16 protein-coding genes, 2 pseudogenes and 1 CRISPR repeat array are annotated in these 19448 nt (G+C 71.2%); of the genes and pseudogenes, 5 read left to right on the plus strand and 13 right to left on the minus strand.

The window, feature by feature from the left end; all coding sequences use genetic code 11:
- Nucleotides 1-64 precede the first annotated feature (64 nt).
- Both ACIO5E_RS38455 and ACIO5E_RS38460 read right to left on the minus strand, forming a co-directional pair.
- A complete protein-coding gene (locus ACIO5E_RS38455) occupies nt 65-922 on the minus strand; it encodes a sterol desaturase family protein (protein WP_400677023.1) in 858 nt (285 codons plus the stop codon).
- A gap of 165 nt (nt 923-1087) precedes the next feature.
- A complete protein-coding gene (locus tag ACIO5E_RS38460; protein ID WP_400677026.1) occupies nt 1088-2746 on the minus strand; it encodes a helix-turn-helix domain-containing protein in 1659 nt (552 codons plus the stop codon).
- Between the two features lie 289 nt (nt 2747-3035).
- Between ACIO5E_RS38460 and ACIO5E_RS38465 the strand changes: the two are divergent.
- From ACIO5E_RS38465 to ACIO5E_RS38475, 3 genes and pseudogenes are all read left to right on the plus strand, one after another.
- A pseudogene (locus ACIO5E_RS38465) lies at nt 3036-4124 on the plus strand (M4 family metallopeptidase); the annotation flags it as partial.
- A gap of 7 nt (nt 4125-4131) precedes the next feature.
- On the plus strand, nt 4132-4809 hold the full coding sequence (locus tag ACIO5E_RS38470; RefSeq protein WP_400677029.1) for a tyrosine-type recombinase/integrase: 678 nt from the start codon (nt 4132-4134) through the stop codon (nt 4807-4809).
- The gene (locus ACIO5E_RS38475; RefSeq protein WP_400677032.1) at nt 4806-5264 is read left to right on the plus strand and encodes a DUF6262 family protein; all 459 of its coding nucleotides are present in this window, start codon (nt 4806-4808) and stop codon (nt 5262-5264) included. Before ACIO5E_RS38470 ends, ACIO5E_RS38475 begins: the two co-directional genes overlap by 4 nt.
- Before the next feature lie 42 nt (nt 5265-5306).
- Here ACIO5E_RS38475 and ACIO5E_RS38480 read toward each other — a convergent pair whose 3' ends face one another.
- Together ACIO5E_RS38480 and ACIO5E_RS38485 are read right to left on the minus strand one after the other, a co-directional pair.
- Entirely contained in the window at nt 5307-5831 is a 525-nt protein-coding gene (locus ACIO5E_RS38480) for an SMI1/KNR4 family protein (protein WP_400677068.1), read from the minus strand.
- A 108-nt stretch (nt 5832-5939) separates the two neighbouring features.
- Nucleotides 5940-6308: an ATP-binding protein gene (locus tag ACIO5E_RS38485; protein ID WP_400677035.1), complete on the minus strand. Its 369-nt coding sequence runs from the start codon at nt 6306-6308 to the stop codon at nt 5940-5942.
- Between the two features lie 58 nt (nt 6309-6366).
- Between ACIO5E_RS38485 and ACIO5E_RS38490 the strand changes: the two genes are divergently transcribed.
- Nucleotides 6367-6648 carry a hypothetical protein gene (locus ACIO5E_RS38490; protein ID WP_400677071.1) on the plus strand — a complete coding sequence of 94 codons (282 nt, stop codon included), beginning with the start codon at nt 6367-6369 and terminating at the stop codon, nt 6646-6648.
- A 6-nt stretch (nt 6649-6654) separates the two neighbouring features.
- Here the strand turns inward: ACIO5E_RS38490 and ACIO5E_RS38495 are convergent, their stop codons facing one another.
- The 9 genes from ACIO5E_RS38495 to cas3 all read right to left on the minus strand — a co-directional run bounded on the left by ACIO5E_RS38495 (nt 6655) and on the right by cas3 (nt 17223).
- Nucleotides 6655-7371 (minus strand): Mu transposase domain-containing protein, encoded by a 717-nt coding sequence (locus ACIO5E_RS38495; protein WP_400677038.1) that lies wholly within the window; start codon nt 7369-7371, stop codon nt 6655-6657.
- 261 nt (nt 7372-7632) lie between these two features.
- Nucleotides 7633-7911, minus strand: coding sequence for a type I-E CRISPR-associated endoribonuclease Cas2e (gene cas2e / locus ACIO5E_RS38500; protein WP_400677041.1), 279 nt, complete (start codon nt 7909-7911; stop codon nt 7633-7635).
- Complete coding sequence (cas1e, locus tag ACIO5E_RS38505) at nt 7908-8930, minus strand: type I-E CRISPR-associated endonuclease Cas1e (RefSeq protein ID WP_400677044.1); 1023 nt, start codon at nt 8928-8930, stop codon at nt 7908-7910. The genes cas2e and cas1e overlap by 4 nt, the downstream gene beginning before the upstream one ends.
- Before the next feature lie 3 nt (nt 8931-8933).
- Nucleotides 8934-9707: a type I-E CRISPR-associated protein Cas6/Cse3/CasE gene (cas6e, locus tag ACIO5E_RS38510; protein ID WP_400677047.1), complete on the minus strand. Its 774-nt coding sequence runs from the start codon at nt 9705-9707 to the stop codon at nt 8934-8936.
- A 4-nt stretch (nt 9708-9711) separates the two neighbouring features.
- Nucleotides 9712-10563: a type I-E CRISPR-associated protein Cas5/CasD gene (gene cas5e, locus ACIO5E_RS38515; RefSeq protein ID WP_400677050.1), complete on the minus strand. Its 852-nt coding sequence runs from the start codon at nt 10561-10563 to the stop codon at nt 9712-9714.
- Nucleotides 10563-11708, minus strand: a complete 1146-nt coding sequence (gene cas7e / locus ACIO5E_RS38520) for a type I-E CRISPR-associated protein Cas7/Cse4/CasC (RefSeq protein WP_400677053.1) — start codon at nt 11706-11708, stop codon at nt 10563-10565. The genes cas5e and cas7e overlap by 1 nt, the downstream gene beginning before the upstream one ends.
- Before the next feature lie 71 nt (nt 11709-11779).
- Nucleotides 11780-12382, minus strand: coding sequence for a type I-E CRISPR-associated protein Cse2/CasB (gene casB, locus ACIO5E_RS38525; RefSeq protein ID WP_400677056.1), 603 nt, complete (start codon nt 12380-12382; stop codon nt 11780-11782).
- The gene (casA, locus tag ACIO5E_RS38530) at nt 12372-14096 is read right to left on the minus strand and encodes a type I-E CRISPR-associated protein Cse1/CasA (RefSeq protein WP_400677059.1); all 1725 of its coding nucleotides are present in this window, start codon (nt 14094-14096) and stop codon (nt 12372-12374) included. Before casA ends, casB begins: the two co-directional genes overlap by 11 nt.
- Before the next feature lie 229 nt (nt 14097-14325).
- A complete protein-coding gene (cas3, locus tag ACIO5E_RS38535) occupies nt 14326-17223 on the minus strand; it encodes a CRISPR-associated helicase Cas3' (protein WP_400677062.1) in 2898 nt (965 codons plus the stop codon).
- 171 nt (nt 17224-17394) lie between these two features.
- Nucleotides 17395-19191: direct repeats of the CRISPR family, unit length 28 nt; unit sequence GTCGGCCCCGCGCTCGCGGGGGTTGCTC.
- Nucleotides 19192-19280: 89 nt separating this feature from the next.
- Between cas3 and ACIO5E_RS38540 the strand changes: the two are divergent.
- Nucleotides 19281-19448 (plus strand): annotated as a pseudogene (locus ACIO5E_RS38540) (IS5/IS1182 family transposase); the annotation flags it as partial.

Below are 19448 nucleotides of genomic sequence, written 5' to 3' on the forward strand. Positions count from 1 at the left end.
CCAATCCGAGGGTGAGGGCGTGGCGGCGCGGACACGGGCGGAGGAGGCGGCCTCGCCGGCCGAGTCAGACGGACGGCTCGGTGGTCTTTATCCGGCGCCAGGGGTGCAGCAGGGTGGCGCCCAGCTCGCCGGTGGCCGGGAAGGCGGCCGGATCGGCGAGGCCGACGGCGGTGGGCACCCGGCCGGGGCGCCAGGTGAAGCTGCCGAACACGTGGTCCCACAGCGAGAGGTCGGAGGCGTAGTGCCCGGCCTCGGCGAGGTCGGTGCTGTGGTGCAGTCGGTGGAGCTCGGGGCCGGCCAGCAGGTGACCGAGCGCTCCGAGGCGGACGTCGATGTTCGCGTGAACGAAATACCCCTGCGCAAGAATGAATATTCCGACCGCGAACACCGATTCCGCAGAGAATCCGATCAGCGCCAGCGAGAGTTGCACCACGGACTGCGCGACGAACACGTCCAGGAAATGGTTCACACCGTTGTTCGCCACATTCACCTTGTCCGGCACGTGGTGTACGCCGTGCAGACGCCAGAGCCAGCGGTTGTGGTGCGACCAGCGGTGGACGAGGTAGTCGCCGAGCGAGCCGACCAGCAGGGCGAGCGGGATCTCCACCGCGAACGGGAGTGCCGGATGCGCCGGCCCGAGTACCTCCACCAGCGCCGTCACCAGCCCCTGCGCGAGTGCGCCACCGACCATGCTCAGCACGAAGTACACGGTGTAACAGCCGAGTTCACGCCTGCTCGGATGCCAGTCGGTCCGGTACGGGATCACCCGTTCCAGCACGGCCAGGTACCCGAGGATTCCGATCAGCACGAGCGGGGAGACCCGGTCGGGCTCCCAGTGGAAGTGCAGCGTGGCGACGGCCGTGCACAGCACCCCTAGGAGCAGAAGCGGATGAGCGAGCCGGCGTGCAATGGCGGACAGCACACGCCCCCTTGGTTATTCGCGGACTAACGACTGGAAACGTCAGAGACTCTAGCGGGACCCGTCAGCCGGTGCAGTCATTCGACGTGTTAACGCCATGAATGACCCGATCGGCGGAAGATCTGTGCACAAAGTTGACGTTTGACCGGCGCAAAGGGGGCGCGTTCGTCAGTATGCGCGAGAGAGGCCGGCGCGTGGGCGGCCAGATCGTGCGCCGAGCACCGTTGCGCGCCCCCGTCGATCCCGCCCGTCCCGTCCGGTGGAACCCGCGCTCGCCCGGCACACGAGGCCGCCGGTCAACTTTTCGGTCCGACGAGACCGACCGGGCGACAGCGGGCCGGGTCGCACCCGGGCCGCGGACGGCGCGATCGCCGCCGACCGCCACGATCCCGCCGGCTCCGCCAGCCGCCGCGCCGTGTCCGGCCGATGCGCCGCGAGACGGTCGCGCAGGCCGCGCAGCTCGTACCCGACCAGGGCCGGCAGGGCCTCGACCGGGGCGGTCTCCAGAGTGGGCCCGAGCAGTTCGACGGCCGTCTGGGGGTCGTGCGCGCAGGCGTGGCAGTCCGCCACCCGGACGGTGAACAGCAGTCGGCTGGAGGGCAGCTGCGCCGGGCCGAGCAGATCGAGCGCGGTCTCGGCGGCGGTCAGCGCGCGCCGGGCCAGCCGGGGGTCGTCGACGACCGCGGCGAGGTCGCGCAGGGCGGCGGCCGCGCCGGACTCCACCCGCAGCCGCATCGAGGCGATGGAGAGCCAGGGTGCGTCGTCCTCGTCCCGGGCACCGATGTGGTCCAGGTGCAGCCGGGCACGGCCGAGGTGCCGGATGGTGGCCCGGACGTCGCCGGTGAGGGCGAGCGCGCGGGCCTGGCCGATCTGGCCCATCGCGCCGGACCAGTGCCGGCCGGGGGCGGCGCGGCCGACCTCCCGGGCGTAGCCGAAGGCTGCGGCCGGGTCGCCGTCCAGCCGGGCGAGGGTGCTCATGTCGCTGAGCGCGGCGACCTGGGTGGCCTGGTCCCCGGCCAGCTCGGCCCAGGCGAGCGCACGGTCGAAGCAGGCCATCGCGGTGGCGTTGCGGCCGTACTGCATCCGCAGCGCGCCCGCGGCGTGGGCGTGTTCGGCGGCGAGCCGGGCGAGCGGGCGGCGCTGCGCCGCGGAGGCCGCGGCGAGCCGGGCGAGCACGGCCTGCAGGGTGCGTTCGACGGCGGCGGCCAGGCCCGGCAGTCCGCCGGTCTCGCCGGAGCGCAGGTGGGCGGCGAGCAGCCCGGTCAGGGCGTGTGCGGTGGCGGTGTCCAGGGGCGGCGCGGCGGCCGGGTCGGCGGCGCAGAACTCGGCGTGCAGGGCCGCGAGTTCGACCGGGTCGGGGACGTCACAACCGTCGGCGCCGTGCAGCGGGCAGAGCAGGCCGTAGTCGGGCAGCCGCGGTGGCGGCTGGGCGGGGGCGGTCCACCGGACCGGGCCGCCGGGCCCGCTCGCGGCCGTGGGCAGCGGGGGCCGGAGCAGGCCCGGCGCGAAGGCCGCCAGCGAGGGCAGCTCGGCGGTCTCGGCACGCTGGCACGCGGCGCGCAGGTCACCACCGGCGCCGAGAAGTTCGTCGATCCGGTCGGCGATCCGCGGGGTGACCCGGCGGGCACCGTGCTCGATCTTGCTCACCGCGGTGTGGTCGTAGCCGATGCCGGCGCCGAGTTGGGCCTGGGTGAGGCCGGCCCGGCGCCGCCAGTGGCGCAGCCGGGCGCCGAAGTCCCGCCAGGCGTCCGGGTCCTGGGCGGGCGGCGGGGAAGACCGGGAGGGAGGTGCGGACGCCCGCGCCGCGGCCACGCGGTTCCGGTGCACGGCTGCCTCCTCCGGCCTGTCGCGGACCTCCCGACGATGAGGACGGTACTCGATGGCACCCGGCCCGTACATGAGGTGGTCTCAACCACCTGGAGGAAAGCCCAGCTTGACGGAATTTGCCAGCCCTATGCATCGCTCGCACCAGCCATTGACCAGAGCATGACGCCATGTGAGGGTTCCGGCACCCGAGCGCGGACGGCCCGCACGGCCGTCCCCCCAGACACGGCCCTGCGGTGCGCCACCAGCCATGCCGTCCGCGGTCGAGGACCCCCACATGCGAGGAGCCTCGATGCAACGCAGAGTTTCCACCGGACGGTTGCTGACCACGGCGACCACCCTGACCGTGCTGGCCGGCGTGATCGCCGCCACCGCGGGGCCGGCCACCGCCGCGCCCACCCCCTCCCCCGCACCACCGAGCGCGCTGAGCGCCGCGGTCAACGCCGCCGACGCCGCCGCGGCGGCCGGTGTGGACGCCCTCGCCAAGGGCCCCGGCGAGACCTACGAGCGCCGGGCCGTCACCCCCTGGATCGGCGGCCTGTACTCCGTCGCGTACGAGCGCAGCTACCGCGGCCTGCCGGTGGTCGGCGGCGACGCGGTGGTGCTCGCCGACGGCCAGGGCAAGGTCCGCGGCCTTCAGTCGGCGGCCTCCGGCCCGGTCGGCGGCTCGACGACCCCGCAGGTCAGCGCGGCGAAGGCGGAGCAGACCGCCCGGACCAAGCTCGCCAGTGTGGACAGCGTCGAGTCCCACCGGCTGGTCGTCCGGGTCAAGGACGGCTCCGGCGGCCGGCTCGCCTGGGAGACCGTGCTGACCGGCCGCAGCGAGAGCGCCCCGAGCCGGCTGCACGTCTTCGTGGACGCCGCGACCGGCGAGGTCATCGACTCCTACGACGACGTCCGCGCGGGCACCGTCAACAGCAAGTGGAACGGCCCGGCGCCGGTCACCATCAGCACCAGCGGCTCGGGCGGCTCGTACTCGCTGCGCGACCCGAACCGGCCCGGCCTCACCTGCTCCGACTACAGCACCGGCCAGGTCTTCACCAAGTCCAGCGACTCCTGGGGCACCGGCAACCCGTCCAGCAAGGAGACCGGCTGCGGCGACGCCATGTGGGCGGCCCAGAAGGAATGGGACATGCTCCGCGACTGGCTGGGTCGCAACGGGCACAACGGCAACGGCGGCAGCTGGCCGGTCAAGGTCGGCCTGAACGACGTCAACGCCTACTGGGACGGCAGCTCCATATCGATCGGCCACAGCCAGGCCGGCGAGTGGATCGCCGCGATGGACGTCGTCGGGCACGAGTTCGGCCACGGCATCGACCAGTACACCCCGGGCGGCGCCAACAACGAGTCCGGCCTGGGCGAGTCCACCGGCGACATCCTACAGCTGGATGCTCCGCGAGTTCAGCAGCATCGTGAAGATCACCGACAGCAAGGGCAGGCCCATCGGCCTGAGTCACACCCACCGCTTCCGCCACACCAAGCTGACCCGGCTCGCCGAACTCGGCCTGCCTGTCCACGTGTTGATGCGTTATGCCGGACACGCCACTCCGACGATGTCGATGCACTACATCGCCGCCCGCCAAGAGCACGCCGAACAGGCGTTCCTGGCCACCGCCAAGCTGCGAGCCGACGGCACGCACGTGGTCTTCTCCCGCGAGGACCACGACAGCCTGCACCTGTTCGAGCGTGCCGACCGGTTCCTGCCCCACGGCTGGTGCCTGCTGCCGCCCCTGCAGACCTGCGACAAGGGAAACGCCTGCCTGACCTGCTCGGTCTTCGTCACCGACACCTCCCACCAGCTAGCCCTGGAACGACAGTTGACCGAGACCGAGGCATTGATCGACCGAGCCACCACCGCCTTCCTGGAACGCCACGGCCGCCCGATGCCCGAGGACAATGTGTGGCTCCTGCAGCGGAGGGCCGAGCGCGCCACCCTGACCCGGCTGCTGGAGACCATCCGCGACAAGCCCGGCCGCGCGGTCCAGGGTGCCGGCTGCGGCACCGCCCCCACAGGACCCGTCCCCCTCACCCTTGATCTCGACCGTCACCGAAGGAATCGGCCGTGACCGACGCCCGCACCAAGCGCATCCACACCCTCAGCGTCGCTGCGAAGGCGAAGTCGCAGGCCAAGACCCAGGCCGCCGAGCAGGCCATCCGGCGGCTGATCAAGCGCGGCGAAGCGATCACTTTCCAGGCCGTCCAGCGCGAAGCCAGCGTCTCCCACGCCTTCCTTTACAACCATCCCGATCTTCGCGGACGCATCGAACGCCTGCGAGCTCAGGCCCGGCCTATCCCCGCACCGGCCGCCTCCACGGACGCAGAGAGCCCTCTCGTTCTCGCGCTGACCAGCCAGATCACCCGGCTGAAGAAGCAACACCGCCAGGAAGTTCAAGCGTTACGGGACGCACTGGAACAAGCTCATGGTGAGAACCTCAACCTTCGCCGTGAACTCGCCCGGCGCGGCGAAACCACCCCACCACGATCTGCGGTCATCAGTCCTGTGACAGTGGACCTTGAGTGAATGCCATGGAAGTTTGAGTGCCGGAGGCCGTGTCTGCCGAGTTCAGCGGCAGAGCTCCATGATGGTGTCGTCGAAGTCGAGGAACTCCCGGGTGGCCAACTCGATCACGGCGGCGGCTGACCGGCGCTGGCCCGGTGCGAACCGTTCCGCGACGACCGCCAGCTCCTGGTTGGGGCGTGGGACTCGGTCGCGATCGTACGGGGTGGCTGTCTCCCAGGGGCCGAGGCCGTCGGCCAGCAGCCACAGGAAGTCGCCCAAGTCGCGCGCAACCACGCCAGTCTCACCCTCGGACCCGAGGAAGACGACGGGCTGGTCGACCAGCGCTTGGTTCGGGCGGATCAGCCAGAACGCCGCATACCCGCCGGAGCCGTCCTGGCCGAATACGCGGAAGTCGTCGCCGCTCAGTTCCCCATTGCCGGTCCAGGCGCGGAACCAGTCGGTGGTCTCCTCGGCAGGCAGGAAGGCCGCGAAGGGTTCGAAGTCGACCCCATCGCCGGCGTCGTATTCGAACGGAACCGCCATCGCAGCAGCGAGCGCGGCCGGGAACTGTCGATCATCCGTGGTCATCACACGCACACGTTAGCGACCCGGTCAGACATCGGCGGCAACGCACCATCGGCCCCCGCTGACCACGTCACATCTATAGAAGGAACAACCTGAACAGGGAAAACGCACTCAGATCAAGATCGAACCGGCGATAACCTCGGGGCCGGCAATCACCAGGTTCTCCGCGCGGCCGATCCACTCCAGGGTGATCAGGGAGTTCTGGGTGGGTTCGGGGATGGTGGAGTCCTCGGCCCGCCACGACGCGAGCGTTTTGCCGGTGGGGAAGTTCGCCGAGTGGCGCCGAAGGCGCCTCGTTGCCGCGTCGCGGCCGGTGACCTCCTCGGAGATCAGCAGCCGAAGGACCTCGGCGGGGTCCCACCGCTGGGCCCGGGCGGTGGCCAGCACGTCGGGTGCGGCCTTGCGCATGTAGGGCAGGCGCATCCGGCGCATCAGCTTGTCGAGCTCCTCGGGCAGGGCCGGGGCTTGGGGAAACGTCACGGTCGGTAACTCCTTCGTAGGTCGCGGTGGGCGCCGATAGGCTCGGCGGGTGATCAACATGGCGGTGCGTGGAGACAGCGGGAACGTCGTGGCGAGCGCCGAGGCCGGCGTGGAGTGGGCGGCCGGATTCGCGGATCTGGATCCGGCGGAGTTCCCGATGCTCTCGGCCCTGGACCCGTATGGGGACGCGGTCTTCAACCAGCGGCAGATGCCGATGCTGCGGGCGGAACTCAAACGTCTTCCTGCCGGCCTGGGCGGCGACTGGGTCGGGCAGGCCCGCGAGCTGTGCCAGGTCGTCGAGCGCGGGCTGCACCTGTATCTGTGGTTCATCGGCGACTGACAGCGGTCAGTCGGCCCTCGACTCCCCGGCCGCCGTCGGCTGCTGCCCGAGGGCCTGCCAGGCGATGGTGCCGTTCTGAACGGCGTGGGCCTCGTCCGCGCGGACGACCTGGCCGACGGGCTTTCTGGCCGTGATGTGCTCCAGGATGGAGACCAGGTCGTCCTCGGCGAAGCGCCCGGCCGCGGCCGCGAGCCCGAGGGCCTGGTCGACCCGGTCGCCGCCGAGGACGGCGGCGAGCTCGACGGCGTGGGCCATCTTGGCCCGGATCCGGGACGCCCCGGCCGGTCCGGCCTCCTTCAGCCAGCGCCCTGCTCCGGGGCCGATGCCCACGAACGCGACCTCCGCCTCCGAGCGCGGTCGCAGCCTGGGCTGATGGACCGAGCGGCCGTCGGGGTGGTCGGGGTAGTGCGCATCGATGATCTGCGGGACGCCGGGTGTGGACAGCTGGTGACGCCAGATCTCCGACAGGTCACCGGACTTGGTGCGGGCAGTGATCGACAACTCGTCGCCGACGACCCGGCACCAGACCCTGGCGCCGGTGTAGCCGGGCGGGGTCGAGTAGCGCACGGAGTTGAAGCTGACGGTGCGGTCCGAGCCGACCACCCGCTCCTCGCCCCGCGCGAGCGCCAGCGGCTCGACCGGCAGGACGTGCAAGGTGGTGCGTTCGATGTCGAGCCGGTCGGCCGGGATCTGCCCGGTCGCCTTGTGCCGACGCGTGTTCACCGTGTCGCACCAGGTCAGGCAGGCGTCCGCGAGCTCGGCGAAGGTGTCGTAGGCGGGCAGCAGGTTCGCGGTCGTGGGGACCAGTTCGGCCTTCGCGATGCGGACCGTGGCCTCCGCGCCGCCCTCTCTCCGGCCGCCCCTGCCCCCGGCGTTGGGGCAATCCCCGCGCGTGCGGGGCCGACCCGGAGGGGCGGCGAGCGGTCGCGGCGGCGCTGGGGCAATCCCCGCGCGTGCGGGGCCGACACTTCGTGACCTGCGGGTTTATCGGCGGGAGCGGGCTGAGAGAATCAGTCCGTCGAAGTCGACGGGCTTCCAGCGGTCCTTGCCGGCGGTGCGGACGGTCCAGCCTTGTTCGTTGGTGGCGGGTTCGACGAGGACGGCTTGGCCGTCGCCGATGCGGGTGGCGAGGAGGTCCCAGAGGCGGTCGCGGATGCGGCGGCTGGGGCTGCCGACGAAGACACCTGCGTTGACCTCGACCATCCAGCGGGTGAGGTGGCCGCGGAGGCCTTCGGGGGCTGCGATGAGGATGATGACGGTCATGGGCTGCTCGTGTCCTGGGAGAACTCCGGGCCGATGATGGCCAGGTGTTCGTCACCCATTCCCGGGTCCGAGACGGTAGGCGCCGGCGTGACTTCGGAGCCGGACCAGTTAACGCCGCCTTGGACTGCCCCGACACGTTCGTCCCAGAGCTCGTTGACCTCGACATCGGGCATGTGGGTGCCGTCCGGGCTGAGGAGGGTCTTGACGTCATGGACGATGCGCCCCAGCAGCTTGTCCTGGGCGATGCGGTCACGCAGACCGAGGCGGGCATCGCGTTCCTCGGTGTGGCGCTGCTCAGCGAGGTCGAAAGCGAGGGGGATGGTGTACTCGGCCTTGTAGAGGTCGGCGATGTCGAGGACGAACGAGGTCGCCAGTCCGGTGTGGACAAAGCCGAGACCGGGGCTGGCGCCCAGCCCGGTGATGACCGCGTGGCAGATCCCGTAGAGCGCGGCGTTGGCCGCCGACAGCAGTCGGTTGAGGTCGTCGCCCGCGGCGTTCGCGTCGCCGGCCTTGTAGACCCGTCCGTTCCAGGGGACACCAGTTCGCTGTGATTCCGCTTGGTAGAGCTTGCGGATGCGGGCGCCCTCGCGGCCGCGCAGCTGCTGCATGGTGGCCGTGCTGACGTCCTCGCCCGGGAACCGCATGCGATACATGTTCCGCGCAACGGCCAGGCGCTCCTTGGTGCGGCTCACCAGCCACGCCTGGCGGTTGAGGAGAGCCGCGCCTCGGCTGGGGCCAAGCCCGGCGGCGTACATGCGCACGCCCTGTTCGCCGACCCAGCACACGGTGGTGCCGGAGTCGGCGAGCAGGTTGACGGCGCCGTGGGTGATGCGGGTGCCCGGGCCGAGGAGCATGACGGCGACCATGGCAGCGGGGACGCGGACGGTCTCGCGCTTGTTGATGACGACGACGGCGTTCTCGTCGCGGTCGATGTGGCTGCGTTCGACGTAGACGCTGGAGACCCGGTCGGCGAGGCGGTGCAGGTCGTGTGGGTGGGCTTTCCACCAGATGTCGGCCATCGGTTAGCGGGCTCCGGTAGGCAGCGGGGCGAGGGTGAGCAGGCCGCAGCCGTAGGCCTTGGAGGGGCCGATACCGCCGAGGAGCGCAGCCTCAAGGAGACCAGGGTCGCTGATGCGCAGACGGCCTTCGAAGGTGGCGGTGGTGAGGGTGACCGGGGTGCGGGTGCCGGGCTTGGTGAAGGTGCTGCGGCTGCGGTCGGTGATCCTCACCTCCCGGGCGGGCGGCGCATCGATGGGGGGTTCCGCAGCGGACGGTCCGAGGCCGGGGGACGGGTCGTCGGTGCGCGCCTCGGGGACGGTGAAGCCCCACCGGGCGGTGCGGTCCAGGAACCAGGTGAGCTGCTGGGCGGCGGTTCGGTGGGCCATGCGGTAGGAGCGGTGGTGGAGTTCGGCGTCGGTCTTGGTGCGGTGCGCGCTGGGCTTGTCGGGCTTGGAGGTGTTCTGGACGGGGCTGGCCTTGAGTCGGAAGGCGAACTCGCGGCCGACGGCGAGCTGGGCGAGCAGGGGGCTGTAGTCGCGGATCGCGTAGTGCTCGCCTTCGGCGTCGGGCCATCCGGCCTGTTCGACGATGTGGGTCCAGTCCGGCTTGGAAGGGGTGAGGACCAGCAGCATGGGGCGGCGCGGGTGGTCGGCGTCCAGACGCCACAGGATCCGGTCGCCTGGGGCGGTGTCGGGGATGCCGGCCAGGACGGCGCCGTGCAGGGCGCGGGGGCTGGCGAGCAGGGTGCGGCTGGCGGCGCGCAGGGGGTTGATGCGGACGCGGGAGAGATAGGTCATCGTGTCACCAGCCCAGCAGGGCGAACGGGTCGTGGCCGCCGGCCGCGGCAACCGGTTCGGCGGTCGTGGTGGGCGATTCGAGGCCGGTGGGGACGTTGAGCCAGGCGTGGCGGATCCGCCGGGTGGAGAAGCCGCGTTCGCGGGGCGCGAAGGAGCGTGGCACGTCCTGGAGGGTGTCGTCGCCCGACGGGTCGTCGAAGGTCGCGGCCAGGTCGATCCGCTGCGGGGAGAACGGCACCGGGCCCCGTTCGGCCCGTCGGCGGTAGGCGGCCCTGGCAACCTTGCCCGCCTGCCAGGGCTCCTCCGCCAGCACGTCCTCCAGGGTGGCGTCGCGCACCTCGCCGAGGGCGATCGGCTGGGTGGGAACACAGGAGCGCCGGCCAAGCGCGAGCGGGAAAGCGGGGCGGCGGATCGCCTCGGCAAGCGTGGCGATGAGGCCGGCCGGGCCCTGGACGGCGGCGACGAACACCGCGTCCTGGAGGTAGTAGCGGTGGGTGACGTGGGTGTCCTTGGCCGGGGAGGTCGGCTTCTGCAGGCCCTTGGCATTGACGCCGGCCTGTGGCAGCGGCCGGCCCCGGTAGTCGCTGACGGTGTGGTAGTCGCGCAGGAGCGTTCCGGGCTGATCGATGCGCACGCCGAGGCGCAGGCCGACCAGGTCGGTGATGTCCGCTTCGCGGGGTCGGCCCGCGGCGGCGGCGAGCAGTCCCACGACGCCGGACTTGGTCGGCTGGGGCGGGGTGTCACGGCGGTTGAAGGCACTGCGCTCGCCCCAGGACTGGAGAGGTGCGGCCAGGCGCAGTACGAGGACCGCCTGCTCCTCGTCCGGGGCCGGTGCGGGGGTGGGGTCGGCGGGCATCAGTTGTCGTTCACCCGCTCGGTGAGGACGGTGCGCAGGCCGTCGCACAGCTCGGTGAAGGTGCGGTTCACGCCGAAGGCCTCAGCCAGCGTCTGTCCGGTCTCGTTCGTGCCGGTGTCAGTGCCGAGGGTATGGCAGATGCCGACGTAGAGCGGGGTGTCGCCCCACTGCTCGGTGGCGGTGGCGAACTCCCCTGCGAGGCGGCGCGCGGACTCGGCGACGATGCCCCGGCTCGCCGGGACCGGGTTCTCGTACGCGGAGACGAGGTTCACGGGCTGATCTGCGCGGACGACGACGGCGACCAGGCTGGGGCGGGTGCGGTGGGCAAAGGAGTTGCCGTAGCCGGTGGGCATGGACCGGGCGAAGGAGTCGACGAACAGGTCGACGGCGTCGACGGCGGCCTTGTCGTCGCCGAGGTTCTCCCGCAGCTGGTGCAGGCCGACGGTGGCGTAGCGGTAGAGGGTGGCGGAGTTGAAGCCGATGGTGCCGATCATGCCGGCGCCGGTCTCGTCGGCGGTGTTCTCGTCGTCGACCGCCGTGTAGTAGTCGAACTCGAGCTCCGCGGCGTGGGTGGAGATCGCGTGCGCGACCTGCGTGGCGGCATCAACGTTCAGACTGGGGATGTCGGCGACCATCCGGCCGAAGAGCGCCACATCGGCCGGGTGCCCGGTCTGCAGTTGCTCCTTGACCGGCAGGGCCTTGACGGCCTCCTCCAGGGCCTTCGCGTCGAGGGCGACGAGGTCGGTGGCGGTCTCGGCAACCAGGTCGACGATGCCGTCAAGCTGGCGGCGCCCGTAGAAGAGGAGGTAGGCGGTGTCGCCGTCCTTCTTGCCGGCGGAGATCCCGGTCGACTTGATCAGGGCGTCGGCGATCCGCTGCGCGTCCTCGGCCGCGATGCCGGTGCGCTCGGCGATGCCCTTGGCGAGCTGGGCGGCGATCCGCTTGGTTCGGGTGGCGAGGTCCTGCCGGTCGCGGCTCTCGGCGAAGTGGATGCGAGTGGCGCGCTTCCAGGCCTGGGAGGAGACCCGGGAGCGGCGCTTGCCGCCGAAGTAGGCTTCCTTGGGGTTGCCGTTGTCGTCGCGGTTGAGGTTGGCCGGCGGGACGGTCTGCAGGATGTGCACGTCGACGTAGAGGCGGTCGGTCATGCGCTTCTCCTCGAAGGATGATGGTCCAGTGGTGGTGGGTGTGCCGGGGCGGCGAGTTGTCGCAGGTGCGGTCAGTCGGCGGGCGTCTGGTCCTTCCACGCCTGGTAGCCGATGGCCCACTTGAGGCGGACCTGCGGGCGCCGGTCGGCGTGGTGCCAGCCCTGGATGTCGGCCATCAGGTGGTTGTAGTCCAACGGCTGTCCGACGGTGCGCAGTTGGGTGATCAGGCCTCGCAAGTGGACCAGGAGCGCGGTCACGCTGGTGGCGCCCGCGAGTTGGGCAACGCGGGTATCGAGCGCCTCCTCGCTGAACTTGCCGCTGCGGCGCAGGGCGCGCAGCGCCTCGCCGAGCTTGACCCCGCGGCGGTGCATCGGCTTGGACTGACTCTGCTGGTGCAGGCCGTAGAGGGCCAGCGCGGCGTGTTCGGCTTTCTGCTCGTCGGAGACCTCGTCGCGCAGCGCGAGGACGTCGTTGACCTCGCAGCTGTAGAGCGGCCACATCTTGGGGCTGTCCATGACGGCACGTCCCAGGCCCGAGCGCATGGCCGCGAGATCCTCTCCCGGCGGTCGACGCGGCTGCTTGGTGCGGGGGTCGATGCGCCAGGTGTGGTCGGGGGCGGTGAACGCGTCCCAGTACCGGCGCTGTTTGGCGGCGGTGGTGTTTTCAGTAGTCAAAGTCCGCTCCAGGGGCGGGGTCGGAGTCGGGAGTGGGTACGGTCGCAGCGGCCTGGGCGGCAGCGGCTTCCCGTACGGCGTCGGCGTGGCGGGGGAGGATCTCGTTGACCTTTTGCCGGAAGTTGGCGCCGGCCGTGCCGAGCCGGTAGGTCTGCGTCTTGCCCGCCTTTCCGGGCTGGTCGAGGGTGCGGCCACCGAACGTGGCGGCGGGTGCGGCCAGTAGGAGCGTGTTCGCCACGTCCCACGCGTGGCGGTGGGCGAGTTGCTCCCAGGCGAATCGACCTTGGCCCAGGACGTCCTCGTCGGTGCCGGCGGTACGGACGCCGGCGAGCAGGCGGCGCACCAGAGGGTCGAGGGTGTGCAGGAGGAGTTCGCCGGGGCGCTGGCCCTTGTCCCAGGGAATGGGGTCGGTTCCGCCGGCCCGGCGCAGGTCGGCGGAGAGGTTGTTGACGGCCTGGGCGAGCCGCTCCGCCTGCTCGGCGACGTCCAGGAGCAGCTGGTGGGCTTCGCTGTCCTGGTGGAGAGCGAGCAGGGGCAGGGGGATGGCGTCGTGGATGACGTCCTCAACGACGGAGGACTGGGTGCCGTAGACCATCCCGAAGGTCTCGACCTGCAGCGGGTAGTCGGCGGGGAGTTGGTCGTCTTCTTGCAGGGCGCTGACCTGGTCGAGCAGGATGCTGGTCTCGAAGGCGCCGTCGGAGCTCTGGCGGGTGGGTGCGAGGATGGCTTCCAGGCCTCGCCAGGCGGCCTTGCCCTGGGTGTGGCGGCGCGGCCTGCGCTCGGGCAGAGGCGAGGTGGACTTCCTCGCGGGTGCGGTGAACGTCCAGGCGGTGTGCGGCTCCTGCTCGGGCATGGGCATGAGGCGGTCGCCGGCGCTGATGACCACCCGGGCGACCCGCAGCTGCCCAGTCTCGTCCTGATGCGGGATGAGCCGGATCCGCCGGGCCTGCCACGTCCACAGGTCGAGGAGGCCGTCGGCCTTGCGGGGCCTCCAGGTGGGTTTATGGGGGCCCCGCAGCCACTGCGGGATGCCGAGGATGTCGGGTGGGGTGACCGGGAGGTTCAGCAGGAGGGTCTCATACAGGGTGCGCCCGGTGGGGACGATGACGCCGAGCTGGCCGAGCGGGCCGGTCGGGTTCCCCGTCGTCTTGCCCGCCTTGACCTGATCATCGCCGACGACGCCGGTCTTGATCGCCGCGGTGTCCCAGCAGTGGGCGTGCACGAGCCAGTGGGCGGCCTGGGCCGGTGTCAGATCGAGCGGATCCGCGTCGGTGCGGCTGGCGAACAGCGGGACGTTGTTGCCGCTCGCCGCGGTCGCCACCAGGGCAGCAGAGCCCTTCGTCTCACCCTTGGCGGTGCGCAGCCCGGCGACCTGCCCGAACGGGGCCTCGGGATCGAAGAGATCGAACTTCGCACGGTGCTCGTCGAGGTAGGGCAGGAGCTTCTTGTCCAGCTCGTCCTTCGTGAACCCGCTTTCCCGGGTGAGCCGTTCGCCCTTCTCCTGGAGGTCCTGGGGCGCGCCGGTGGCGTCGGCGACGACGGGCAACAGGACCTGGCGCAGGACGGCCGGCAGCTGGGTGGAGAACTCGACGACAAGGCCCTCGAGCTCGTGGGCCCTCGCCAGGGCCTCGGCGATCCCCAGCTTCACGGGAGGCCCGCCTCCGACGGGTCGTACCGTCAGCCACGGTTCGTCGACAAGGTTGTACCCAGGCACGCGCCGTTCTCCCAACTAGCCATGTTTAGCTTGTGGTTGTTCATCGTGGCACCGGTGGAGACCTGCTGTTGGGCAAATGCTTGAATTGCCCCTCGGTCCCGCGGGTTTCGTGCGCGGGGATGGCCCCTGGCCGTGTTTGCGAGCCGGCTTCGGAGGCAAGTCGGCCCCGCGCTCGCGGGGTTGGGGAAGCGTGGGCGGAACGGCACTCCGTCCGTTCCGCCCACGCGCTCTACCGGTACGGGTGACCTCCGCTCACCACGAGGCCGAGCAGATCGTCGTAGCACAGCCGGAAGTCGCCGAGGACCGCAGCACCGTGCTCGTCGAGTTCAAGGGCCAGGCTGTACCGCAGCCACGGGTGGTCGCGCCAACCCGAGAGCGGACCGAGCGCCTGCTCGGCAGCCTTTGTAAGCTTGGTGGGGAGGCGTACCGTTCCGGAGAGCACGTCGTCCACCAGCTCGGCCGCGACCTCGCCGTTCGGCCCGAGTTTGCGGCCCGTCATCGCGTCGAAGCCACTCTCCGTACGGCGCACCAGGACCACCTCCACGCTCCGGTCCCCGTCCCGGACAAGCGCCTCGAACTGCGCCTCTGCCAGCGTGCCGTGGGCTCCGAAGTGCAGGCCGGCCAGGGTAGGTTCCCCGTGCTCCCCGGCACGGGTCAGCACGTACTGGGCTGCTTCCGAACTTCGCTTGGCCTGCCGTTCTTCCCAGTCATGCATTGCCTGCGCCTCGGCCTCGGCCCACTCGGCCGGGACGACGGGATCGGTGCCGTATACCCGGGCGACCAGGTCCGGCACCTGGCCGGGGATGCTCCACGTGCCCCCGCCTGCCTTAGCCACCCGCTCGACCTCAGCGGCCGTACGCAGCAGGAGGTAGCGACCGTAAATCCCTTCGGAGGCGCGCAGGAAGTGCGGCGCGCTGTCGTCGTCGAGATGGATGCCGGTGACGGCAACGGTGGGCCTGGACAGCAGGTCGGGACGCCTCACACCGTCGTGGCGGTGAAGGCGTCCGATGCGCTGGAGGATCAGGTCCATCGGTGCAAGGTCGGTGATCAGCAGATCGGCGTCGACGTCGAAGGACTGTTCCGCAAGCTGAGTGGCGACGACGATCAGCCTGTCGGGGCGCTCGGATCCTTCCGTCGGCCGTCCGAGGAGTTTCAGCACCTCTTTCGTGCGGTCGGCCCGGTGGCCTGCATGCAGGCGGCCGTGCAGAAGCCGGACGTCGGCGCCGAACTCCTTACGGAGGGCCTCGAACGTGGTCTGGGCGCGGGCCACGGTGTTGCGGATGACCAGGACGCATCCGCCGTCGACCAGGCGCTCCTTCAGGTAGTCGACCACGGTGGCGTCCACCGGCCCGGCGTCGTGCTGCGGAGTCCGGGAATCGGTCCGCGTCGGCGGTTCGTCGAGCACCTCAACCCGCACCTGAAGGTCGTCACGCCAGGATTCGGTACTCTCGACCAACAGCGCCGGCCTCCCTCCTTGTGCTGGCCAAGCCGCCGTCACGCTCGGATAGCCCTGCTGCTCGGGAAGCGCCAGCGCAGCCGAGGACTCCGCCGACTGCGTACCGGCCAGGTAGGCGGCGACCAGGCGGCGCCGCTGCTCTGGCGGCAGGGTAGCCGACAGCAGTACCACCGGCACTCCGGCCTGCCCGAGCCACCACAGGCCCTCGAGCAGGAACTGCGACATGTAGACGTCAGCGGCGTGGACCTCGTCGAGGATCACGACCTTGCCGACCAGGCCGGCCATACGGAGCATCACGTGCTTGGTGCGGGTCGCGGCGTAGAGGAGTTGGTCGATGGTGCCGACCACGAACGGGCTCAACAGGCCACGGCGACGCCCGAGGAACCACTCGGCGGGAGCCCTGCGCTCCCCACCCTCGCAGCCATCGAAGCAGTCGGTCCGCATTCCGAACTCGTCTTCGCCCACTGACGAGTAGTGGGAGTCAGCGTTCTGCCCCCACTGCCCCGCGCCCTCCAGCAGGGCGCGCCACTCCTTGTTGAACATCCGCTTGCCATGCAGCAGCGCGACCTGGTCCTCCAGCCCGTCACCGACCTCGCGCAGCCACCACCGGACCTGGGTGAACATCGGGTCCGCGGTCGCCTGGGTCGGCATTCCCAGGAACACCCCGTCCGCGCCGTGACGCGCCGCCATCAGCTCGGCCGCCGCCAGCGCCGCCTTCGTCTTCCCCTCCCCCATCGGCGCCTCAACGATCACCAGGCCAGGCCCGCCCATCCGATGCACCACATCGATGACCAACTCCTGGGACGGCCGGGGCCCGTGGCCGAAGCGGTCCCGAAACGTCTCCGGGCCGGGCACCGCCAACGCTCCCCATCCACCATGCAGTTCGAGCCTCGACCACGCCACCGCGGCCCGCTGCCGCGCCTGAGGCATCGCCACCCTCTGCAGATCGGACACGCCCGTGAAGTGCCGCTCGTCGCTGGCGATCCAGTCCGCCATCACCACGAAGCCGGACAGCTGGAGCTGCATCGCACGGCTCGGTACCCCCAGAGGTTCGACGGCGGCAAGCGGCGCCTCGCCCTCATAGCCGAGCTCCCGGGAGAACACCTCCACCAGCGCCAACTGCGCGAGCTTCCAGGACTGGCTGCTTCCCTGCAGCCTCTCGTTTTTCTTCGGTGGGCTCAGCTGCCCCAGTGTCGGGATCAGCCCGTGGTGGCCGGCGACCAGCGGCCATACCCAGCCGACCTGCTCCTTCGACCACTTCGCTTCGGTGAGCAGTGCCCTCAGCACCCGGGCACCGGCTTTGTCATGCCGCCAAGACGAGCCTTTCACCGCGTACTTGTCCCAGGTGAGCCCCGCTTGACGGACAGCTGCCTCGCCGACGGCGTCGAGATCCTGAAACACCGGGGTGGCCTTGCCGCAGTCATGGATCCCACACAGCCAGGCGAACAGACGCCGCCCGTTGCCAGCGCCTCCCGCCAGAGCGTCCAGACGCCACTTCGTCACCGGCGGCAGGTAGCGGTCCCAGACCACCTCGGCCACCGCGGCAGTGTCCAGCATGTGCGACAGCAGAAGGTTGACAGTCCCACCGCCCCGCGCCGCCGACTTGCCCCACAGCGCGCCCAGCCAGTCCCTGACCTCGGGCGGATACCACTGCCAACGGTCATCGACCATCGTCCCAACCTCCACGTACGGGTACGCTTCGGGAGCCTAGGACACGGCACTGACAACTCACCTTAGAGCAGGGAGAGATGAAAGCGAGATATCAGCTCCCCTTCGGGCTGTCATCCGATCGAACTGAATCAACCAGCGCCCTCTGACACCAGTCGCCGCAGGTCAGCAAGTGTCGGCCCCGCGCTCGCGGGGGTTGCTCCGCCCTCGCCGGGTCGGCCCGGACCCATCCGGTGTCGGCCCCGCGCTCGCGGGGGTTGCTCGAGTCGACGGCGGCGGCGGTCGGCCGCTGCAAGGTCGGCCCCGCGCTCGCGGGGGTTGCTCGCGGCTCTGAGGACGCCGGACGAGGGCGACCGGGTCGGCCCCGCGCTCGCGGGGGTTGCTCTCCGCCGGTGCCCAGGTCGAACGGCTCCGGGGCGTCGGCCCCGCGCTCGCGGGGGTTGCTCCCGTCAGCTGGGCCGGTCAGCGGGTGGTCTGGCGTCGGCCCCGCGCTCGCGGGGGTTGCTCGAGGTCCCGGGCAGGCTCGCTGCCGTGCGGGCTGTCGGCCCCGCGCTCGCGGGGGTTGCTCCGAGTCGCCCACCACGGGCCGGATGAACGGGTAGTCGGCCCCTCGCTCGCGGGGGTTGCTCCCTGGCCCTCGCGCTCGCGAAGATCGCGCATGAGTCGGCCCCGCGCTCGCGGGGGTTGCTCCCTGATCCGGGCACTGGCGGACATTGTTGACGAGTCGGCCCCGCGCTCGCGGGGGTTGCTCAAGGTTTATGACCCGAAAGGCGCCGGTGATTACGTCGGCCCCGCGCTCGCGGGGGTTGCTCCTTGTAGCTACGAGACCCGACCACCTGCGTGAAGTCGGCCCCGCGCTCGCGGGGGTTGCTCCGTTCTGGCGGTCGGATGTGTCCTGACCGTGGAGTCGGCCCCGCGCTCGCGGGGGTTGCTCGCCGCCGTCGACACGGCCGTGTCGCCCGCCCTAGTCGGCCCCGCGCTCGCGGGGGTTGCTCCTGGCCGCCGCCGAGGACGACGAGAAGCACGCCGTCGGCCCCGCGCTCGCGGGGGTTGCTCCAAGCGCGGCCCGGCGCCGAAGTACTGCAAGGCGTCGGCCCCGCGCTCGCGGGGGTTGCTCCCCGCGCTCTGGGGCAAGCCCTGCCGCCAACGAGTCGGCCCCGCGCTCGCGGGGGTTGCTCCTACCGCACGGCCGCCGCGCAGGCTGCCCGCGAGTCGGCCCCGCGCTCGCGGGGGTTGCTCCCGCCGGGCGTCCACGTGCGTCAGCTCGACCTCGTCGGCCCCGCGCTCGCGGGGGTTGCTCCCGGGTGAGTACGGGTCGCAGTCCGGGCAGCCGGTCGGCCCCGCGCTCGCGGGGGTTGCTCCGGGATCGGGCCGGTGCGCTCCAGGGCGCCGTGGTCGGCCCCGCGCTCGCGGGGGTTGCTCCTGGGCGGTCTGGGTGCCGCTCTCCCACACGATGTCGGCCCCGCGCTCGCGGGGGTTGCTCCTGCGGGATCTGCTCCAGCCGGATCGCCTCGCAGTCGGCCCCGCGCTCGCGGGGGTTGCTCCACCGGGCAGCTATCACCTAGCCCTCCAGGTCAGTCGGCCCCGCGCTCGCGGGGGTTGCTCCTTGGTGCCGATGGTCACCGAGGGCGTCACCTGGTCGGCCCCGCGCTCGCGGGGGTTGCTCATCGGAGGAACTGGAGCTGCTGCCGCCGTTCATGTCGGCCCCGCGCTCGCGGGGGTTGCTCCCTGGATGAGCTCGGCGCGGATCTTCGCGGGGTGTCGGCCCCGCGCTCGCGGGGGTTGCTCTCCCATTCAGGAGGCCGAGGCGCTGCGCGTCCTGTCGGCCCCGCGCTCGCGGGGGTTGCTCTCCAGGTGGCCGAGCGGGTGTCGGTGCGGCCCGGTCGGCCCCGCGCTCGCGGGGGTTGCTCCCAGCCCCAGGCCGAGCCGGACTCCCCGGCCCGGTCGGCCCCGCGCTCGCGGGGGTTGCTCTAGAAGTTCACTGAGAATCAGGGGTTCTGGCCCTGCGTCACTCGGTGTGGGGCCAGACTGCTGATGTGCAGGGAGAATGGGCTGGGGAGCTGGTCGGGCCGGATGTTTGGGAGACCTGCCGGGAGCTGATCCCGGCGGGGAGCGTGTTCGCATTCCTGGCCAAGCACCGGGAGACGCTGTTCCCGGGGTCGATGTTCACGGACATGTACCCGTCGACGAACGGGCGGCCGAGCATGCCCCCGCAGGTCCTGGCAGCC

This window comes from Kitasatospora sp. NPDC087314 (assembly GCF_044744365.1).
Lineage (GTDB): Bacteria > Actinomycetota > Actinomycetes > Streptomycetales > Streptomycetaceae > Kitasatospora.

Coding starts and splice junctions, on each gene's coding strand:
- cas6e (WP_400677047.1), bottom strand. CDS start 9,707: ATGACCTATCTCTCCCGCGTCCGCATCAACCCCCTGCGCGCCGCCAGC.
- cas5e (WP_400677050.1), bottom strand. CDS start 10,563: ATGCCCGCCGACCCCACCCCCGCACCGGCCCCGGACGAGGAGCAGGCG.
- cas1e (WP_400677044.1), bottom strand. CDS start 8,930: ATGGCCGACATCTGGTGGAAAGCCCACCCACACGACCTGCACCGCCTC.
- cas3 (WP_400677062.1), bottom strand. CDS start 17,223: ATGGTCGATGACCGTTGGCAGTGGTATCCGCCCGAGGTCAGGGACTGG.
- ACIO5E_RS38480 (WP_400677068.1), bottom strand. CDS start 5,831: ATGACCACGGATGATCGACAGTTCCCGGCCGCGCTCGCTGCTGCGATG.
- cas2e (WP_400677041.1), bottom strand. CDS start 7,911: ATGACCGTCATCATCCTCATCGCAGCCCCCGAAGGCCTCCGCGGCCAC.
- ACIO5E_RS38470 (WP_400677029.1), top strand. CDS start 4,132: ATGCTCCGCGAGTTCAGCAGCATCGTGAAGATCACCGACAGCAAGGGC.
- cas7e (WP_400677053.1), bottom strand. CDS start 11,708: ATGACCGACCGCCTCTACGTCGACGTGCACATCCTGCAGACCGTCCCG.
- ACIO5E_RS38490 (WP_400677071.1), top strand. CDS start 6,367: ATGGCGGTGCGTGGAGACAGCGGGAACGTCGTGGCGAGCGCCGAGGCC.